This window comes from Bacillus sp. FSL K6-0994 (assembly GCF_038630815.1).
In the GTDB taxonomy this organism is placed as follows: Bacteria; Bacillota; Bacilli; order Bacillales; family Bacillaceae; genus Bacillus; species Bacillus safensis.
The window spans coordinates 368,988-390,528 of the sequence record NZ_CP152043.1; the positions used below are offsets into that span (position 1 = coordinate 368,988).

The following is a 21,541-nucleotide window of genomic DNA, read 5'->3' on the forward strand; positions in this document are numbered from 1 at the left end:
ACTTGGTTCTTTTGATATAGAGGGTGCAGGGTGAAATTGGTGGAGAAAACATAGAAGAGGCGGAGGATGAGAATGAATACAGTTTATTACCCCTTAACACATGCGCAAAAGCGAGTATTCTACACGGAAAGATTTTATCCAGGTACAAGTATTTCTAATTTGGGTGGATTCGCCAGGTTGAGATCAGCATCTGGTCTCGATCCTTCTTTGGTCGTCGATGTGCTTCAAGCGTACATTCGACAAACTGACTCTCTTCGTCTGAGGCTCGTGTATCGAGATGAAGAGGAGGAGCCTGTTCAATATATCAAACCTTATGAAAAACAGCTGATTCGCATGGAAAAGGGCTGGAGTGAAGAGGAGGTAAGGGCTTGGGCAAACGAGCAGATTCGTGAGCCAATGCCATTGATTGACAGCCCCTTGATTGAATTTACGGTGTTTCAAATCAGTGATCAAGAGTGCTGGCTGTTCTGTAAAGCACATCATATTGTCGCGGATGGTATTTCCATCATTTTAATGGGAAATCGCATTATTGACTTATATCATGACATGCTGCAAGGAGTAGACATCTCGCCAGTTGAGGAGATTTCCTTCGTTGATCACATCATGAGTGAGCAGACCTATGAATCTTCTAAACGTTTTCAAAAAGACCAAGCTTTTTGGAATGAGCAATTTGCTCATATTCCAGACTTCGCATCGTTAAAACCGCATAAGGGATACGAGATGAGTTTACATGCGGAGCGATTTTCAGGGGATGTTCCAGATTCTTTAAAAGAGAAGCTTCGTGTCTTTTGTGAAGAGCAGAAAGTCAGCATGCTTTCAATGTTTATGTCCACTGTCTATATTTACTTACATCGTTTTAGCGGTATGGAAGATGTCGTTCTTGGAACCTTTATGGGCAACCGGACGAATGCCAAAGAAAAAAAGATGATTGGGATGTTTGTATCCACGATTCCAATGCGTGCATCTGTTCAAGGGTCGCAATCGTTTCTTGATTTCGTAAAGCAGGTTATGGCGGATCAAATGAAGATATTACGTCACCAAAAGTACCCTTACAATCTGCTCATGAATGATTTGCGGGAAAGAGAAGGGTTTACAGGACGCCTTTTTGATATTTCTTTAGAGTATCAGGTGATGCAGTGGCAGAAAAAAGAGAATCTGTCGTTCATTACTGAACCGATTTTTAGCGGGAGCGGAATGAATGATATTTCAATACATGTGAAAGACCGCTGGGATACTGATACATTGACCATTGATTTGGATTACCGTACAGATGTATTCACAGAAGAAGAAATGAGTAAGATGTTTGATCGATTCTTGATATTACTAGAAGCGGCCGTCTCTCAGCCTGATCAGCTGATCGGGACACTGCCTTTACTTTCAGCAGGTGAACAAAAGGAGCTGCTGCAATTATCTGAAGGAGAATCGTTTGAAAGGCCAGCAGCAAAACCGGTTCATCACATGTTTGATGAGACAGCCCACAAATATGCAGACCGGACAGCCGTTGTAGCAGAAAATGGAACAATTACTTATGGAGAGCTGCAACAACAGGCAGAAAAGCTGGCACGTTTTTTACAAATGAAAGGTATCTCACGTGATGTGCCTGTTGCTGTTTTGATGGAGCGGAAGACAGATGCCATGGCAGCAGTCTTCGGCATACTAAAGGCTGGCGGGGCATATGTACCAATTGATCCGGCATTACCTGAGGAGCGCATTCAATTTATTGTGGAGGATTCAGGTGCTTCTATTGTGTTAACAGATGAATCTTTCATTCAAGAGTACCCAGCCCTCTCGGAAAAATTAATCGTGCAGCAGCAAATATTATTAGATGGTGGACAGCTGCCTGAGCTCGTAGAACAGACGGCGCCGGATGATTTAGCCTACATGATTTATACATCGGGTACGACTGGAAAGCCGAAGGGCGTCATGATTGAGCATCTTCAGCTTCATCATTTGGTCCATGCTTTGCATCATGAGATGTATCAAGGGGCGAATGAGCTACAAATGGCGCTTCTAGCCCCATTCCATTTCGATGCATCAGTCAAACAAATCTTTGCTGCCCTTTTATTTGGACATACGCTTCATATCATCCCGCGAGAAACGACGAGAAATGGCATGCAGCTAGCGGCTTATTACAGAAAAAATCAAATTGAAGCGGCAGATGGAACACCGGCGCATGTGCAGCTTTTACTTGCTGCGGATTTGGACGGGCTGTCATTGATGCACATGCTGATTGGGGGAGAAGCGCTGCCTGCGAAAGCAGCACGTTCACTCATCGAAGCAGTTCGTATGAGTCAGCCTGATTTTACTCTGTGGAATGTGTATGGTCCAACTGAGACGTGTGTGGATGCGGCGGTGCATCGTCTAGCTCTCAGTGAGCTGAGCGAATCAACTGAACAGCGCTATGTGTCGATTGGAAAACCGCTTGGTCATCATCGTATTTATATTTTAAATGAACATGATCAATTACAGCTGCATGGGGCAGCTGGAGAACTGTGCATTGCCGGTATAGGTGTTGGGCGAGGCTATGTGAATCAGCCTGAATTGACGGAGAAGGTATTCACAGCAGATCCGTTTTCTCCGCATGAGCGGATGTATCGAACGGGGGATCTAGTCAGATGGCTTCCGGATGGCACGATTGATTATCTTGGCAGAATGGACGATCAAGTGAAAATAAGGGGTTACCGGATAGAAACAGGCGAGATTGAAGCTGTGATGGAGCAGGTAGATGGAGTTGATAAGGCTGTCGTGCTAGTGGTTGACGAAGCGGATGGAGAAAAGGCGTTAAGTGCTTACTATCAAGCTCGTCATGAAGGTGTGTCTGTTGACATGCTGCAAGCGGCTATCAAACATCAGCTTCCAGCTTACATGATGCCGCTTTATTTCAAAGAACTCGATGCTTTTCCACTCACAGTCAGCGGCAAAGTCGACCGTCGTGCACTTGCTGCGTTAAAAGGTGATAGAGCGGTACATGCTGTTTATACGGCACCTAGAAACGATATAGAAACGAAGCTTGTTCATTTGTGGGAAGACATTCTAGATCAAGAGAAGATCGGTGTGTATGATTCTTTCTTCGATCGAGGCGGGCATTCGCTCAAAGCGATGACCGTACTTACCAAGGTTCAGCGAGACTTTGAAGTGGAGGTGCCGCTCTCCGTTTTATTTGAACAGCAGACAATTGCTGCTCTAGCTGCTTATATTGAGCAAGCAGAAAGGTCTTCTGAAACGGTGATACCAAAAGCGCCGGCTGCTGATCATTATCCATTGTCGCCTCCACAGCAGCGCGTCTATATGGTGAGTCAATTGGAGCAAAGCACTGCATATCATATGCCTGCTGTTGTGAGGTTAAAAGGAACTCTGCAGCTTGAGAAGCTGACTGAAGCCTTTGACAGGCTGATCTCACGTCACGATATGCTGCGTACTTCTTTTCATACGATAAAAGGTGTTCCTCGTCAGCGGATTGTTTCATCAGTGTCCTTTCAAATAGAACAGCTGACAGGCGGTACGGTGGAAGAAAACATGCAGCAATTTGTCAGACCTTTTGATCTTGAGTGTGCACCGCTTCTTCGAATTGGTTTGCAGTCATTGCATGATCAGGAGCATTTGCTCTTTTTCGATATGCATCATTTGATTTCAGATGGTCTTTCGATCGATTTGATGCTGCGTGAGCTGTCAGATGCTTACGAGGGATCGGTTAAAGCACCATTGAAGCTTCAATATCAAGATTATGCTGTTTGGCAACAGCACCAAGGCTTTCAAAAAGAAGAGGCATTTTGGCTGCAAGAATTTTCGGGTGATATTCCGGCTTTACAGCTGCTGACTGATTATCAGCGTCCAGCTGTCCAGTCTTTCGCAGGTGATCGTGTCATCAAAGAAATAGATGAAGCGTTAAAGAATCAATTACAGGAGCTTGCAGCAAACCATCACACGACACTGTATACGGTCTTGCTTTCTGCTTACTATACACTGCTTGCGAAATATACGGGTCAAAAGGAATTCGTGGTCGGAACACCGGCGGCAGGGCGTGTGCATACAGATTTGAATGACATGATCGGTATGTTTGTCCAGACACTTGCTTTGCGGTCGGAGGTAGATCCGAATGGAACCATGTCTCAGCTGATTGAGCAAGTAAAGGAAAAGACGATGCAGGCATTTGAGCATCAGCAATATCCATTTGAACGGCTGCTTGAAAAGCTGAATGTGCCAAGAGATTTTAGCCGTCATCCATTGTTTGACACCGTCTTTACACTCGCGCCGGATCATGGAGCAGCTCAGCATATTGGAGACATGCTGGTCGAGGTTGAAGAAACCAATTTCCATATTGCGAAATTTGATTTAACACTGCAAGCGATGGGGTCAGATCAAGGTTTATCCTTTGTACTTGATTACAGTACGGCGCTATTTAAACGAAGTACGGCAGAGCAGATGATGAAACATTATGTTTATCTGCTGGAGCAGATGGTTCAAGCGCCGCAGGAAGCTATTCGATCCTATCGATTACTGTCTGAACAAGAAGCAGAAGCTCAGTTAAATAGGTGGAATCCGTTACCTTCGCCTTATCCAGCGGAAGAGACCATTGTGACGCAGTTTGAAAAACAGGTGCAGCAGCATGGTCATCAGCCTGCATTGCAATGTGAAGATGTGGTTCTTTCTTATCAAGAGCTGAATGACCGAGTGAATCAGCTGGCTCATTATTTGCGTGAAAATGGTTTTGAAAAAGGAATGAAAGCGGCCTTATTCTTTGAACGTTCCAATGAAATGGTGCTCTCTGTTTTGGCTGTGCTTAAGGCTGGCGGTGTCTATGTACCAATTGACCCCGATTTCCCTGATGAGCGCGTGAAGCACTTTTTAACAGACAGCGGTGCACAATTCTTACTGACACATCAAGTGCTGCGCCATCGCTCGGTGCTCACTGCATTTGAGGGAACCATCATAGAAACAGAAGATCAAGCGATTGCTCAGCAGTCAGACAGCCCTATAGATGTTCATATTTCACCTGAGGACTTAGCGAATTTGACCTATACATCTGGTACAACCGGTAAGCCTAAAGGAAATATGGTGACACACCGGAACATATTGAGAACGGTGAAGCAATCGAATTATCTCACCATTCATCCTGAAGACACAGTGATGAGCCTCTCAAACTATGTATTTGATGCCTTTATGTTTGATGTGTTTGGTGCTCTATTAAACGGAGCGAAACTCATTGTTCTGCCAAAGGATCATATTTTAAACATGAATGAGCTTTCTGGAGCGATTGAGAAGGAAAAAGTCAGTATTTTAATGATCACGACAGCTCTTTTTCACTTACTCATCGATATGAAAAAAGACAGCCTGAAAAACGTAAGAAAAGTGCTGTTTGGCGGAGAACGTGCTTCTGTGCCTCATGTAGTGACTGCACTTGAGACAGTTGGGAAAGACAAGCTTGTTCATATGTACGGACCTTCTGAGAGCACAATTTTCACCACATATTATCCTGTGAATCACATTGAGAAGCAGGCGTTATCCATCCCAATCGGAAAGCCAGTGAGTCAAACGGCTGTTTATATTGTAGATGAGTTTGGACATGTTCAGCCGCCGGGTGTGGCGGGAGAGCTATGTGTCGCTGGTGATGGACTGGTGAAAGGATATTATAAGCAGCCAGAACTAACAAGCGAAAAGTTTGTCAACAATCCTTTCCGCCCTGAAGAAACCATTTATAAAACGGGCGATCTTGCACGCTGGCTGTCAAATGGAGATATTGAATTCATTGGACGGATCGATCATCAAGTGAAGATTCGCGGACAGCGTATCGAGCTTGGGGAAATTGAACACCAGCTGCTGCGGCATCCTCAGGTGAAGGAAGCTGTCGTCATTGCTGCTCCGAATGACACGTTATGTGCGTATTTCACAGCAGAAGGATCTGTCTCATTAACTGATTTGCGCGAGCAAGCAGGACGTGAACTGCCTGTATATATGATGCCGGCATTTTTCATGCAATTAGACGAGCTTCCTTTGACGAATAATGGCAAGGTCGATAGGCGGGCGCTGCCGGCACCTGATCTCAGTGAGCAGGGGGCAAATGAATACACCTCTCCTCAAACAGAAACAGAGCGTCTGCTGGCGAACATTTGGGAGGAAGTTCTTGAAGTGCCGCGAATCGGCAGGCATGATCATTTCTTTGAATGCGGAGGCCATTCGCTGCGCGGCATGAAAATGCTGAACAGGCTGTATGAAGAGATGCAGGTGGAGCTCACTTTGAAGTCTTTATTTGAATCCCCAACATTAGAAGCGTTCGCCCTTGCGGTTGATCAAGCGGATCAAACGGAGATCAAGCGAGTAGAAGTTGCCAAAGAGGCGGCCTATTATCCAGTGACATCTGCTCAGAAAAGACTGTTTGTTTTGGAGAAAATGACTGATGCGGAGCAAAGCTATCATATGCCGGCTGCCTTAAAGCTAGAAGGCGCCTTTGATGAAAAACGATTTGAAAAGGCAATTGATCAGCTAGTCCAACGTCATGAAGCTTTCCGAACGAGCTTTGATTTTGTTGAGAATGAACCTGTTCAACGGATTGAAACAAATGTCTCTATAGACATTGAAAAAATTGAACAGAACGGCCGAGACATACAGGAATTAATGAATGACTTTATCAGGCCATTTGATGTAGAAAAAGCGCCTTTACTCAGAATAGGGCTAGTTTCCGTTTCCGTAAATGTCCATTATTTACTGATTGATATGCATCATATCATTTCAGATGGTGCGTCTGTTGGCATTTTAATTGAGGAGCTATCAGCCTTGTATCGGGGAGACAAACTAGAGGAATTACCTGTTCAATATAAGGATTATGCAGTTTGGTCAAAAAGTGAGGCATCTGCTGCGCAAAAAGCAGCTGAAGAGGCATTCTGGCTGGATCAATTAGAAGGGGAACTGCCTGTACTGGCACTGCCGGAAGACCTGCCAAGGCCAAAAGTGCAAACATTCGCAGGAGATCGTGTCTCATTTACAATCGAAGGTTCGCTTAAAGCGAAATTGGACGAACTCGTTAGAGCGCTCAACAGTACGACCTATACAGTCCTGCTTGCTGGCTACAGTATTCTTTTAAGCAAGCTTTCAAGACAAGAGGATATCATCATTGGTTCTCCGGTTGTTGGCAGAACCCATCCTGATATTCAATCTGTGATCGGCATGTTTGTGAACACGCTGGCACTTAGAACAAGACCAGCAGGACATCAGACAGCTGCTGAATTTGCGTCAAATGTGCATCAGCTTGTGTTAGAGGCAAACGAGCATCAGCTGTACCCATTTGAAGAATTGGTAGATCAGGTGCAAACGGTTCGAGATACAAGCCGCCATCCAATTTTTGACGTGGTATTCTCAATGGAAAATGCGGATATTCGCGATTTATCAATGGATGGGCTTCACATTGTTCCACAGCCATTCGAAGAGAAGAATGCCAAATTTGATTTGACCTTAACTGGAAACGAATCCGCAGATCAAATTGAGCTCGTGTTTGATTTTAATTGTTCTATCTTTCAAAAGACGTCAATTGAAAAGTGGAAAGAATATTTCCTTCATTTGCTGGAACAAATGGTGTCAGCACCAGATCAATCGTTAGATCAAATGCGATTATTGTCACCACAGCAGCAGCAAAAACAGCTGAACGAATGGTCAGGACCTATCCTAGACGTCCCATCAAATCAAACCGTTCATGCCCTGATTAAGGCTAAGGCGCTTGAAGCACCGCACCAAAAAGCAGCGGTCTTCTGCGGAACGAGCTGGACGTATGATGAGCTGAACCATCGGGCGAATGTAGTCGCTTCAAGACTCATCACAAACGGCACAAAACCAGGCGACCGCGTCGGCATTCTCACTCGTCCGTCCCTTGATATGACAGCCGCTGTCCTTGGTGTCCTCAAGGCAGGTGCGGCATTCGTCCCGATTGATGCAGACTATCCAGCGCAGCGTATTGCATACATGTTGGAAGACTGCGGGGCAGAGGTACTTCTAATGCAAAAAGGACTTACTGCACCATCTTCATTTACAGGTCATGTGCTGTTCATAGAAGATGCCGTAGAAGGAGAAGCTCACGAAATTCAGGTTCATATCAAACCAACGGATCTCGCTTATATGATTTACACGTCCGGGACGACAGGACAGCCGAAGGGTGTCATGGTCGAGCACCAGTCCCTTGTGAATCTTGCATTTTGGCACAATGATGCGTTCCAAGTGACGAAAGACGATCGAACTGCGAAATATGCTGGCTTTGGCTTTGACGCCTCCATTTGGGAGATGTTCCCGACGTGGATCGCCGGCGCAGAGCTGCACATTATCGACGAAGCGATTCGCCTCGATATGATCAAGCTCAATGCTTATTTCAATGAAAAAGGCATCACCATTTCCTTCCTGCCAACGCAGTTATGCGAGCAGTTTATGTCAATGGACAACCATTCTCTGCGTTATTTACTAACAGGCGGAGACAAGCTGAAACAGGTAAAGCCGGTTCCATACAAACTAGTGAATAACTACGGTCCAACTGAAAATACAGTCGTAGCGACAAGCGGAATGATCGATCCAGAAAAAGGCACGCTTCCGATAGGAACAGCCATTGCCAATACACGTTTTTACATCATGGGTTCTTTATACGACCTGTCGCCGCCAGGCGTACCCGGTGAGCTCGTCATTGCAGGAAAAGGGCTAGCTAGAGGCTACTGGAATCTTCCAGAAGAAACAGACAAACGATTTGTCCCAGATCCATTTTATCCAGGCGAGCGCATGTACCGCACAGGCGATTTAGTGAAATGGACAGAGGATGGCGAGCTGATCTATCTCGGCAGAATAGACCATCAGGTCAATATCCGCGGCTTCCGGATTGAACTGTCAGAAATTGAAGCGCAGCTCCTGACGCTGGATTCGGTCAAAGAAGCCGTCGTGACAACGGTCAAAGATGCGGGTGATCAAGACGCCCTTGCCGCTTACGTAATCACGAAGAACGATACAGATACAGAGAACTTAAAAGAAAGCCTAAAACGCACGTTACCAGAATACATGGTGCCATCATGGATCATAAAACTAGATCAATTTCCAATGACGGCCAATGGAAAAGTCGATCTCAAAGCATTGCCAGCACCTGATATCGAAGCGAATCAAACGGTATACGAAGCACCAAGAGACGAAGTGGAAACACTGCTTTGCGGCATTTGGGAAGATGTCCTTGGCGTCAGCCAAGTCGGCATTCACGATCACTTCTTCTTCCTTGGCGGAGATTCCATTAAAGGCATCCAAATGGCAAGCAGACTCACGCAAGCGGGCTGGAAGCTCGATATGAAACTTTTATTCCAGTACCCAACGATTGCGGAGCTGCGCCCATATATCGAGGAAGCTGATCAAATGACAGCTGACCAATCACCTGTCGAAGGAGAAGTCATTTTAACACCGATTCAACGCTGGTTCTTTGAACGAAACTTTACGAATCAGCACCATTGGAACCAATCGATGATGCTTCATGCGCCAAATGGTTTAAATGAGAAAAACGTTCAGCAAGTACTGGAACAGCTCATGATTCATCATGATGCCTTGCGAATGGTGTATCCGCTCGAAGAAGGGCGCGTCATCCAGCGTCATCGAGGAATCGAGGAAAATAATGTGGCAATTGATGTGGTGGAAGTAACAGGAGAGCTGTCGCAGCAAATCCAGCAGGTAGAAAAGCTGGCAAATGAAGTGCAGGCGAGTATATCGCTAGCAGACGGGCCTTTAGTGAGACCTGCCATTTTCCGAACGGATCAAGGGGATCATTTATTGCTGGCTGTACACCATCTTGTCATTGATGGTGTGTCATGGCGCATTTTCCTTGAAGATTTCATGGCTCTTTATGAACAGTCGAAGCGCGGGGAAACTCTTACCCTTCCTGAAAAAACACACTCCTTCCAAGAATATGCCCAGAAGCTGACTGAATACGCTGTGTCAGATGAGCTGCTATCGGAAAGAGATTATTGGAAAAAGGTGCTTGCGCATTCCGTTCCTCCACTTCAAAAGGATCATGTCACGGAGGATCAACGAATGCTTCATACACAGACCATTCGTTTTACATTGTCTGAAGAGGAAACACGCAGTCTGCTGACGGATGTACATGAAGCCTACCAAACAGAAATCAATGATATTTTGCTGACGGCATTAGGGTTGTCCATGAAAGAGTGGACAGGTGAAGACAGGCACTTTATTCATCTTGAAGGACACGGGAGAGAGGACATCCTTCCTGCAGTCAATGTATCACGGACCATCGGCTGGTTTACTAGTATGTATCCTGTGTTATTGGATATGTCGCATGCAGACGATCTTTCTTATCAGATCAAGTATTTAAAAGAGGAACTCAGACACATTCCGAACAAGGGCATCGGCTATGGCGTTTTAAAATACTTAACACCTGACAAGATGAAGGACGATATCGATTTTCAAGTCACACCAGATATCAGCTTTAACTATCTTGGTCAGTTTGATGAACAGATCGGCGGCGGTGAATTGAGGCGTTCTCCATGGCATGCAGGACAATCGCTGAGCCCTGAATCTGAGAAACCTCATGCGCTGGATATTGTTGGTTTCGTAGAACAAGCAATGCTCCATGTGACGATTTCCTATCATCACCTTGAATTCGAAGAACGTACGATCGAACAGTTCAAGGAACTCTTAGAAAAGAATGTGAAGGCACTGATCTCACATTGTCTATCACAGGATGAGAGTCAGATCACACCTAGTGATGTGGGGGATGAGGATCTCACCATGGACGAACTTGAAAAGCTAATGGATCTATTTTAAGCAAAAATGAAGAGGTGGACTTATGAGCAAGCAGAAAATTCAAAAGGTATATCCTTTAACACCAATGCAAGAGGGCATGCTGTATCATGCCATGCTAGACCCTAATTCCTCCTCTTATTTCACACAGCTTGAGCTTGGAATAAGCGGAGATTTTGATCTCGATCTTTTTGAAAAGAGTCTCAATGAACTCGTACGGACATATGACATTCTGCGTACAGCCTTTGTTTATCAGCAATTACAAAAGCCTCGTCAGGTTGTACTGGCTGAACGTCATATAGATGTGTATAGAGAAGATCTATCTCATCTGAATCATCAAGAGCAGAAAAAGGTATTGGATCAATATAAAAAGCAAGTGAGAAAGCAAGGATTTCACTTAACGAATGATCTGTTGTTGAAAGTCGCTGTTTTTCAATTAAATGAAACAAACTGGCACCTGATTTGGAGCAACCATCACATTATTATGGATGGTTGGTCCATGGGTGTGTTGATGAAAAAACTGTTTCATTACTATGAATCTTATCGGAACGGCCGAACACCGGATCGCTCACAAGGTAAGCCTTATGCGGACTATATCCAGTGGCTTGGAAAGCAAAACAAACAAGAAGCGGAAGACTATTGGAAGGAGCGGCTGGATGGTGCTGTTCAGCACCAAGGGCTGCTGCAGCAAAAAGAAGCGAACGGACAATATGATCATCGGGAATGGACGTTTACATGGGACGCTCAAACCGTACAAGCCATTCAAGATGCGGCAAGACAATGCCAAGTGACAGCACCGAACCTTTTTCAGGCTGTCTGGTCCGTTCTTTTAGGCACCTATCATGCAGCAGATGATGTCACATTCGGAACAGTCGTATCAGGCAGACCTCCAAGTGTGTCTGGGATTGAGCGGATGGCAGGGCTGTTTATCAATACGATACCTGTTCGAGTGACATTAGATCAGGAGCAGACCTTCAAACAGCTGTTTCAAACGGTTCAGCAGCATGCACTGGAAGCGGAAAACTATGATTTTATGCCGCTTTATGACATTCAGCAGAAAACAGTTGCTGGAGGAAAGCTCTTTGATCATTTGGTTGGATTTGAAAACTATCCTTTAGATCAAGAGCTGTCTGGTGACACCATGTCTGCACGTCTCGGTTTTGCCATTGATGTAAAGGACGGATTTGAACAAACGAATTTCGATCTCAATATTCTTGTCTATCCTGGTGAAACGTGGACATTGACATTCAAATACAATGCGATGGCTTTTGAAGAAAAGGTCATTGAAAACATATCAAAACATCTGACCAACCTCATGAAGCAAATCATTCACAATCCTGACGTACGTCTTCATGAAGTGACATGTATTACAGAAGAAGAAAAGCAGCAAATTGAAGCATGGAACCAGACGGAGCGAGATTATCCGAAGCATCTGTCCATTCCTGAGCTGCTCGAGGAACGTATCAAGGCGCAGCCTGACCATCCGGCATTAGTCGAAGGCGAGCGAACATTCACATACGAGAAGCTTGGACAAGAAATCCGTCGTTTAGCCAGCAGTCTTGTTAAAAACGGCGTTCAGCCGGGGGATGCTGTCGCGGTATATATGAACCGATCAGCAGATGCGGTGATCTCTATTTTGGCCATTTTACATGCAGGGGCTGCTTATGTACCGATTGATCCAGCTCAGCCTGAGGAGAGAATCCGTTGGATGCTTGAAGACAGCGGCGTATCCGTTTTGCTCTATGCTGACAGCCAGCCGCCAGTTGATGAAAGCATCAAAGCTGTTTGTGTGACCGGCTTGTCTCATCACTCACAAGCGGAGTTATCAGTCGAGACGTCTCCATCTCAATTGGCATATATCATGTTCACATCGGGATCAACTGGACGGCCAAAAGGAGTTCAAATTGAGCATCAGCATATTGTGAGGTTAGCATGCTCTCAGGAAAAAATAGGCTTGAACACGTCGGATCGTATGGCGCATACAGGAGCTGTCAGCTTTGATGCGATTACCCTTGAAATCTTCACTACGCTTCTGAATGGGGCGACGCTTTATCCTATTGACCGTGATACTTTATTGGATATTCACCGATTCGAACAATTTATCCAAACACATCAGATCACAGCGCTCTTTTTAACGACTGGTTTATTTAATCAGCTCGCTCAGCAGCGGCCGCAAATGTTCAAAGGGTTAAAAACATTATTCACCGGCGGTGATGTGATCAATGTGAAAAGTGCGGAGCTTGTGAAAAAGCAGCATCCGTCAATTACCTTGCTGAATGTCTATGGCCCAACTGAAAATACAACCATCTCGACCATTTACGAAGTAAGAGGAGATGAAACGGGTCCGATCCCAATTGGTCAGCCGATCAATCATACGTCAGCTTATATTTTAGATGACTATCAAAGACTGCAGCCGATTGGAGCGCCAGGAGAGCTGTATGTGGGCGGAGATGGTGTTTCAAGAGGGTACATCAAACGTCCAGATTTGACTGATCAAGTATTCATGGCAGATCCTTTTAAGCCGTCAGGACGGATGTATCGAACGGGGGACTTGGCTAGATATGGTGCAGATGGTCAGATTGAATTCCTCGGCCGTGCCGATGATCAGGTGAAAATTCGTGGCTTCCGTATAGAGCTTGGTGAAATTGAATCAGTGCTTCACCAAGAAGCGGGGATAGATGAAGCAGTTGTACTTGTTCAGCAGCTTTCTTCAGATGAAAAGGAAATCATCGCTTACTTCACAGGGTCACTGACAGAAGAAGAGGTACGAGATGTATTCAATCAAAAACTGCCAGCTTATATGGTGCCGCACCATGTGATGAAGCTGGATACCTTTGCACTGACATCGAACGGGAAGGTAGATCGAAAAGCTTTACCTAAGCCTGACGAAGTGCATCGCGAGGAAATCAAAATCATTCTGCCTGAGACTGAGACAGAAAAGGCACTCGCTGACATTTGGGAGGAGCTTCTTGGGAAAACGGTTGGGGTAGACGAGCATTTCTTTATGGCTGGCGGGCACTCGCTTAAAGCGATGATGATGTCTGCAAAGGTTCAAGAAGTGCTTCAAAAGGAAGTGCCGATTCAAGTGATTTTCGAGAAGCCGACGATTCGTTCATTAGCGGCTTACATCGATCAGGATGGTCAAGAAGAAGCCGGACATCCTATTTTGCCAGCAGAGCAGGCGGACGAATATCCGGTATCACCAGCTCAGCGCCGTTTATATATTTTGCAGACACTTGAACCTGACAGCACGAATTATCATATTCCGATCGTCTTAACGCTTGAAGGAACACTCGAATATCAGCGGCTCAAATCAGCATTTAATCAGTTAATCCAAACACATGAAATCTTAAGAACGAGCTTTCATATGAACGGGGAAGACATTGTCCAAAGGGTGCATGAATGGACTGAATTTGACCTTCCTGTTCATCACATCAAGGAAGAAGAGGCGGAGGCATTTCTTACTGAACGTCAATCGCCATTTGATTTAACAGCAGCACCCCTTTTGCGAGCTCAGCTGCTGAAAGTCAGTGAGCATCGTCATCTTCTCGTCTTGGAAGCACATCATCTCATTACAGATGGCAGCTCCATGAAGACATTCATTCAAGATTTGGCGAAGGCCTACGATGGAGAAGCTCTTGCTGAACGAGCCCTTCATTATAAAGATTACGCTGTCTGGCAGCTAAGTGAAGAAGAAACGGAGAAACAGAAGGAGCATGAAGCGTATTGGCTGAAGCAATTTGAAGGAGATTTACCGGTTTTAGAGCTGCCAACTGATTATCCGCGTCCAGCGGAACGTGATTTTACTGGAGAACGATTCATGTTTGGCTGTGATCAAGCAACGACTCAGCGCATTCATGAACTGCTTCAGAAAACCGATACGACCATGTATATGTTCTTGTTATCTGCCTTTCAAGTGCTTCTTGCCTCCTATAGCGGGCAGGAAGATATCATTGTGGGTTCGCCTGTTGCTGGACGGACACACCCTGATATCCAGGACATGCCGGGGATGTTTATCAACACCATTGCGATGCGCGGAAAACCAGAACAAACCAAAACATTTTTACAGCTGCTTGAAGAAATAAAAGAAACAAGTGTTGACGCTTTTGCACATCAAAGCTATCCGCTCGAAGAGTTAATTGCACATCTTCCATTAGACCGTGATACAACTCGGAGCCCGCTTTTTAGCGTGTCATTTAACATGCAGAACATGGAGGTACCGGCGCTAAAGCTCGGCGATCTGCACATTTCGCCTTATGCCATTCAGCATCACTCGGTCAAATTTGATCTATCTTTAGAAGCATTTGAACGCGAGGGAGCATTAAAGCTGAGCTTTGACTATGCAGCGGCGTTATTTAAAGAAGAGACCGTCCGCCGGTTCGGAACTCACTTCCTGGCGATTATTCGTGAGGCGGTTCGTCATCCAGAGGAACAGATCGGCTTGCTCCATATACTGGATCAGCATGAACAAATAGAACGTTTGGAGAAAAAAGGCGAAGAGCAAACGAATCGTCATGAGCCATTCCATGTCCAATTTTCGCGTCAGGCGAAGGAAACACCGGATGCTATCGCCGTCATGGATGATCAAAGAAAACTCACCTACCGCGAGCTTGAGGATATGTCATATGCACTTAGCTGTGAGCTTAAAAAACGAGGCGTAGAGAAAGAACAAACTGTGGCACTGATTCTTGACCGCTCTGTCTATGTCATCGTCTCTATGCTCGGTGTGATGAAAGCAGGAGGAGCGTTTGTTCCGATTGATCCAGCCTTTCCGGCTGAACGAATCCGCTACACATTAGAGGATTCAGGTGCACAAGTCATCGTGACAAATGAGTCTCTATCAGATTCCTATCAAAATCATAAGTCGATTCAAGTGGTGCAGGTTGAACAAGCAGTGCATCAAAGCCATCCACTAGAATTGCCGGAAGTGTCGGTTGATCAGCTCGCTTATGTCATTTACACATCTGGGACAACGGGGAAGCCGAAGGGTGTACAGCTCACGCATCGTAATCTATCACACTATGTCAACTGGTTGATAAATGAGGTGACATTGCAGGAATGTGATCGGACGGCACTGCTTTCTTCTTATGCATATGATCTTGGTTACACAAGCATTTTCCCTGTTTTAAAAGCAGGGGGGACACTCTATGTTCCTCGTGAAGACGTGTATACAGACCCTGTACGTCTGATGCGGTTGATTGATGAACAAGAGCTGACTTATATCAAAATGACACCATCCTTATTTCATATGATGGCAGATTCTAAGGAACATTCATTTAATGCTTTACGCCTGGTGGTACTTGGAGGAGAACCGGTGATCCCTGAGGATGTTGAAACATTTATGATGCAGCATCCATGCGTGGCAGTCATGAACCATTACGGTCCGACTGAGACAACCATTGGTACAGTGACCAAGCTGATCACACCGCAAGAGCTGGACGCTTTGAAGGAACGATCTTTGATCGGACAGCCAATTGCTCACACAAGAGCGCTCGTATGCAATCAGCAGCAGCGGCTTGTCCCTTATGGCGCGCCGGGAGAGCTTTATATATCTGGAGAAGGCGTGTCGAGAGGATATTTGAATCAGCCTGAATTAACAGCGGAACGTTTTCTTGAAAATCCATATGATCCTCAAGAGAGAATGTATCGCACAGGGGATTTGGTCAGACAGCATGCAAATGGAGATATTGAGTTTCTTGGACGAGTCGACGATCAAGTGAAAATCCGCGGCTATCGCATTGAGAAACAGGAAATTGAGCATGCCGCACGTGCACTGGCATCTATTCAAGAAGTCTATGTAAAAGTCCTGCACCTGTCCGGGTTGCCGGAGCTTGCACTCTATTACACAGCGCCTGAACACATTGGAACACTGACGTTTAGAGAAAATCTTGCGGAGACACTGCCGGATTATATGATTCCAACGTATTTTGTGAAAGTCGATCACATTCCACTCACCCAAAACGGAAAGGTGGATGCGAAGTCTCTGCCGCTTCCGCATGAGGTGCATATGAACCGTACGGCGCATGTGGCACCAGAAACGGAACTTGAGCGGGCGCTGTGTGACATTTGGTCAGAAGTTCTTGGAGTTGAACAAATGGGCGTTCTTGACCATTTCTTTGAATTGGGAGGTCATTCCCTCAAGGGCATGGTGCTCATTTCGAAGGTGCAAGCGAAGCTGAACAAGCATGTGCCGCTCAAAGTCCTTTTTGAAAAGCCAACCATACGGGCGATGGCAGCCTACTTGGAAGAAACGGATTCTTCAGTGGTGACATCCATTCAGCCGGCGGAAAAGCAAGATTTCTATCCTGTCTCTTCTGCTCAAAAGCGTATGTATGTCCTGCAGCAGCTGCATCCAGAAGCAGTCACTTATCATATGCCAGCCGTTTTAATGATGGAAGGCAGTCTTGATGTAAAGCAGCTGGAAGCAGCGCTTCAAGCCTTGATCGACAGACATGAATCACTTCGGACAGCCTTTGTAGAAATTGACGGCGTACCCGTTCAAAAAGTCTATCGCCAAGTACCGTTTACATTAGAGGTTGATGAAATAGAGGGCGATCAGGAGCAGTCTGTCGTCGAGTCATTCATTACACCATTCTCATTACATCAAGCACCATTAATGAGGGCAAAAGTGGCGAAGCTTTCTGATGAGAAATATGTATTCATGATGGATATGCACCATATCATTGCAGATGGTGTCACACGCAGTCTGCTCATTCAAGAACTCGCAGAGCTGTATGAGAAAAAGACGTTACCGCCAGTTCAGCTGCATTACAAGGATTTTGCGGTATGGCAGCAGGAAGAAAAGCAGCAGTCACTGCTTGAGAAACAGCGGCAGTATTGGCTGGAGCAATATACACAGCCGCCGGAAGACTTAGCACTGCCCCTTGATTTTCCGCGTCCTCAAGTTCAGTCATTTGAAGGAGGGCGAGTCGATAGATGGTTGTCTGCTGAAAAGGTGCAGTCCATCAAAACGCTCATGGCGGAAAAAGGTGTGAGCTTGAACATGGTGATGCAAACGGCATTTGCCATTTTCCTTTCCAAGTTAACTGGGCAGACAGATATCGTCATAGGCGCTGTGACCGCAGGACGTACGCATGCTTCGATCGAACGGGTTCCAGGCATGTTTGTCAATACACTGGCTCTTCGAAACGAAGTGCAGCCAGAAGAAACGACAGCGCAGCTGCTTGAAAAAATGAAAGATCGCAGCCTATCAGCCTATGAACATCAAGAATTCCCGTTTGAGGAATTGGTGGCTCAGTTAGATCTTCCGAAAGACACGAGCCGCAATCCATTGTTTAGTGTCATGCTGACAACAGATGACCGTGACCTGACGTTACCGGATTTGAATGGACTCAAGCTGTCGCAAAAGCAGCAAGATACCGTTCATGCAAAATTTGATATAACGCTCGGTGTATTTGAAGAAAATGACCAAGTGGGCTTGCGCTTTGAGTATGCGGCGGCCCTGTTTAAAAAGAGCACCATTCAGCGCTGGAGCATGTATATTGAAAAAATCATAGACGATATGCTGGCTAAGCTGAATCAGCCAATTTCAGCGCTATCTCTCATAACTGAAGAGGAAAAACGAGAGCTGATCAATGAATGGTCAGGACCAGACCTAGACGTCCCGTTAGATAAAACCGTTCATGCCCTGATTGAGGCTAAGGCGCTTGAAGCACCGCACCAAAAAGCAGTGGTCTTCTGCGGAACGAGCTGGACGTATGATGAGCTGAACCATCGGGCGAATACAGTCGCTTCAAGACTTATCGCAAACGGCACAAAACCAGGAGACCGCGTCGGTATTCTCACCCGCCCATCTCTTGATATGACAGCCGCTGTCCTTGGTGTCCTCAAGGCAGGTGCGGCATTTGTTCCGATTGATGCAGATTATCCAGCGCAGCGCATTGCGTACATGCTGGAAGACTGCGGGGCAGAGGTACTTCTGATGCAAAAAGGGCTCACTGCACCATCTTCATTTACAGGTCATGTCCTGTTCATAGAAGATGCGGTAGAAGGAGAAGCTCACGAGATTCAGCTTCATGTGAAGCCAACAGATCTCGCTTATATGATTTACACGTCCGGGACGACAGGACAGCCGAAGGGTGTCATGGTTGAGCACCAGTCCCTTGTGAATCTTGCATTTTGGCACAATGATGCGTTCCAAGTGACGGAAAACGATCGAACTGCGAAATATGCCGGCTTTGGCTTTGACGCTTCCATTTGGGAGATGTTCCCGACGTGGATCGCCGGTGCAGAGCTGCACATTATCGACGAAGCGATTCGCCTCGATATGATCAAGCTCAATGCTTATTTCAATGAAAAAGGCATCACCATTGCCTTCCTGCCAACGCAGTTATGCGAGCAGTTTATGTCAATGGACAACCATTCTCTGCGTTATTTACTAACAGGCGGAGACAAGCTGAAACAGGTAAAGCCGGTTCCATACAAACTCGTGAATAACTACGGTCCGACTGAAAATACAGTCGTAGCGACAAGTGGAATGATCGATCCAGAAAAAGGCACGCTTCCGATAGGAACAGCCATTGCCAATACACGTTTTTACATCATGGGTTCTTTATACGACCTGTCGCCGCCAGGCGTACCCGGTGAGCTCGTCATTGCAGGAAAAGGGCTAGCTAGAGGCTACTGGAATCTTCCAGAGGAAACAGACAAACGATTTGTCCCAGATCCATTTTATCCAGGCGAGCGCATGTACCGCACAGGGGATTTAGTGAAATGGACAGAGGATGGCGAGCTGATCTATCTCGGCAGAATAGACCATCAGGTCAACATTCGGGGCTTCCGGATTGAACTGTCAGAAATTGAAGCGCAGCTCCTGACGCTGGATTCGGTCAAAGAAGCCGTCGTGACAACGGTCAAAGATGCGGGTGATCAGGATGCCCTTGCCGCTTACGTGATCACGAAGAACGATACAGATACAGAGAACTTAAAAGAAAGCCTAAAACGCACGTTACCAGAATACATGGTGCCATCATGGATCATAAAACTAGATCAATTTCCAATGACGGCCAATGGAAAAATCGATCTCAAAGCATTGCCAGCACCTGATATCGAAGCGAACCAAACGGTATACGAAGCACCAAGAGATGAAGTGGAAACGCTGCTTTGCGGCATTTGGGAAGATGTCCTTGGCGTCAGCCAAGTCGGCATCCACGATCACTTCTTCTTCCTTGGCGGAGATTCCATTAAAGGCATCCAAATGGCAAGCAGACTCACGCAAGCAGGCTGGAAGCTCGATATGAAACTTCTATTCCAGTACCCAACGATTGCGGAGCTTCGTCCATATATCGAGGAAGCCGATCTTCTCACAGCCGACCAATCACCTGTCGAAGGGGAAGTCATTTTAACACCGATTCAACGCTGGTTCTTTGAACGAGCATTCAGCGATCAGCACCATTGGAATCTCTCGATGATGCTTCATGCACCAAATGGATTTGACCTTTCCATTACAGAACAAGTCATGGAAAAACTGCTTTCACATCATGATGCACTGCGTATGGTATACAAGCAGGAACATGGCGGCATCCTGCAATACAACCAGCGAGAGCTCATGGAACCGCTGGCGATTATTTCTCATGATGTCTCAAAAGAGCACGACGTGAAAAAGGCTGTTTCCACATATGCCAATGAGTATCAGCGTCAGCTGAACCTCGAAACAGGTCCGTTAATGAAAGTGATTTGTTTCCATGCAGAAGATGGCGATCATTTACTCATCGTGACACACCATTTAGTCATTGACGGTGTCTCATGCCGGATTTTACTAGAGGACTTTATGTCTCTATATCAGCAGGCAGTTCAGGGACAAAAGCTTGTCCTGCCGCTGAAAACTCATTCCTTTAAAGAATGGGCAGAGGCCATTGAACGTTATGCACAGTCACAGCCTTTAAAAAGTCAGCAGGAGTATTGGGCAGAAATTGAAAGCAAACCATTAACCGCATTACCTGTGGATCATGAAGTGACGAAAAGAAAAGTTGCCGAAACCAAATCGGTTCAAATGCAGCTGACAGAAACAGAAACTGAACATCTTTTGACCGATATTCATCTGCCGTACACTACGGAAATGAACGATATTCTTTTATGTGCTCTCGGTCTTGCTGTTCAAGAGTGGACAGGTGAGTCCCATGTACATGTGCAGCTTGAAGGTCATGGTAGAGAGGATATTTTATCAGGGCTGGATGTCTCTCGCACAATTGGCTGGTTTACGAGTATGTATCCAGTTGTTCTTGAAGCGAAGCCGGATCAGACCATAGCTGATGCTATTAAAGGAACGAAAGAAATGCTGCGGCGTGTGCCAAATAAAGGAATCGGCTACGGGATCTTAAAATACATGACAGCCGCTGAACCGTCAGGACAGCACGTACATCCTGAAATCAGCTTGAACTATCTTGGACAGATTGATCAGGAAGTGACGACAGAACTCTTTGGGCCGTCGACTTATGATATGGGACGACAAGCAAGCCCTGATTCGGAAGCTGTTTATAAGCTGAACCTTAGTGGTCTTGTTCAACAAAATCGATTCATTTTATCTTGTTCCTATTGTGCACGTGAATATGAAGAACAGACGATACAGCAGTTCATGGCATTGTTGAAGGGGAAAATTCAATCTATCATCACTCATTGCTTAGCGCAGCAAGAACGGGAATTTACGCCAAGTGACTTCTCTGCGGCTGACCTTGAAATGGATGAAATGGACGACATTTTTGACATGCTTGAGGAGAAATTGACTTAACAACACGAGATGAATCATAAAAAAGGAAGGGAG

Annotated in this window: 2 protein-coding genes; both read left to right on the top strand. The window is 45.8% G+C overall.

Annotated features, from left to right (window positions below):
* Positions 1-72 precede the first annotated feature (72 nt).
* Positions 73-10,785, top strand: a complete 10,713-nt coding sequence (locus MHB69_RS01990) for an amino acid adenylation domain-containing protein (RefSeq protein ID WP_342495942.1) — start codon at positions 73-75, stop codon at positions 10,783-10,785.
* A 22-nt stretch (positions 10,786-10,807) separates the two neighbouring features.
* On the top strand, positions 10,808-21,508 hold the full coding sequence (locus MHB69_RS01995; RefSeq protein ID WP_342495943.1) for an amino acid adenylation domain-containing protein: 10,701 nt from the start codon (positions 10,808-10,810) through the stop codon (positions 21,506-21,508).
* Positions 21,509-21,541 lie beyond the last annotated feature (33 nt).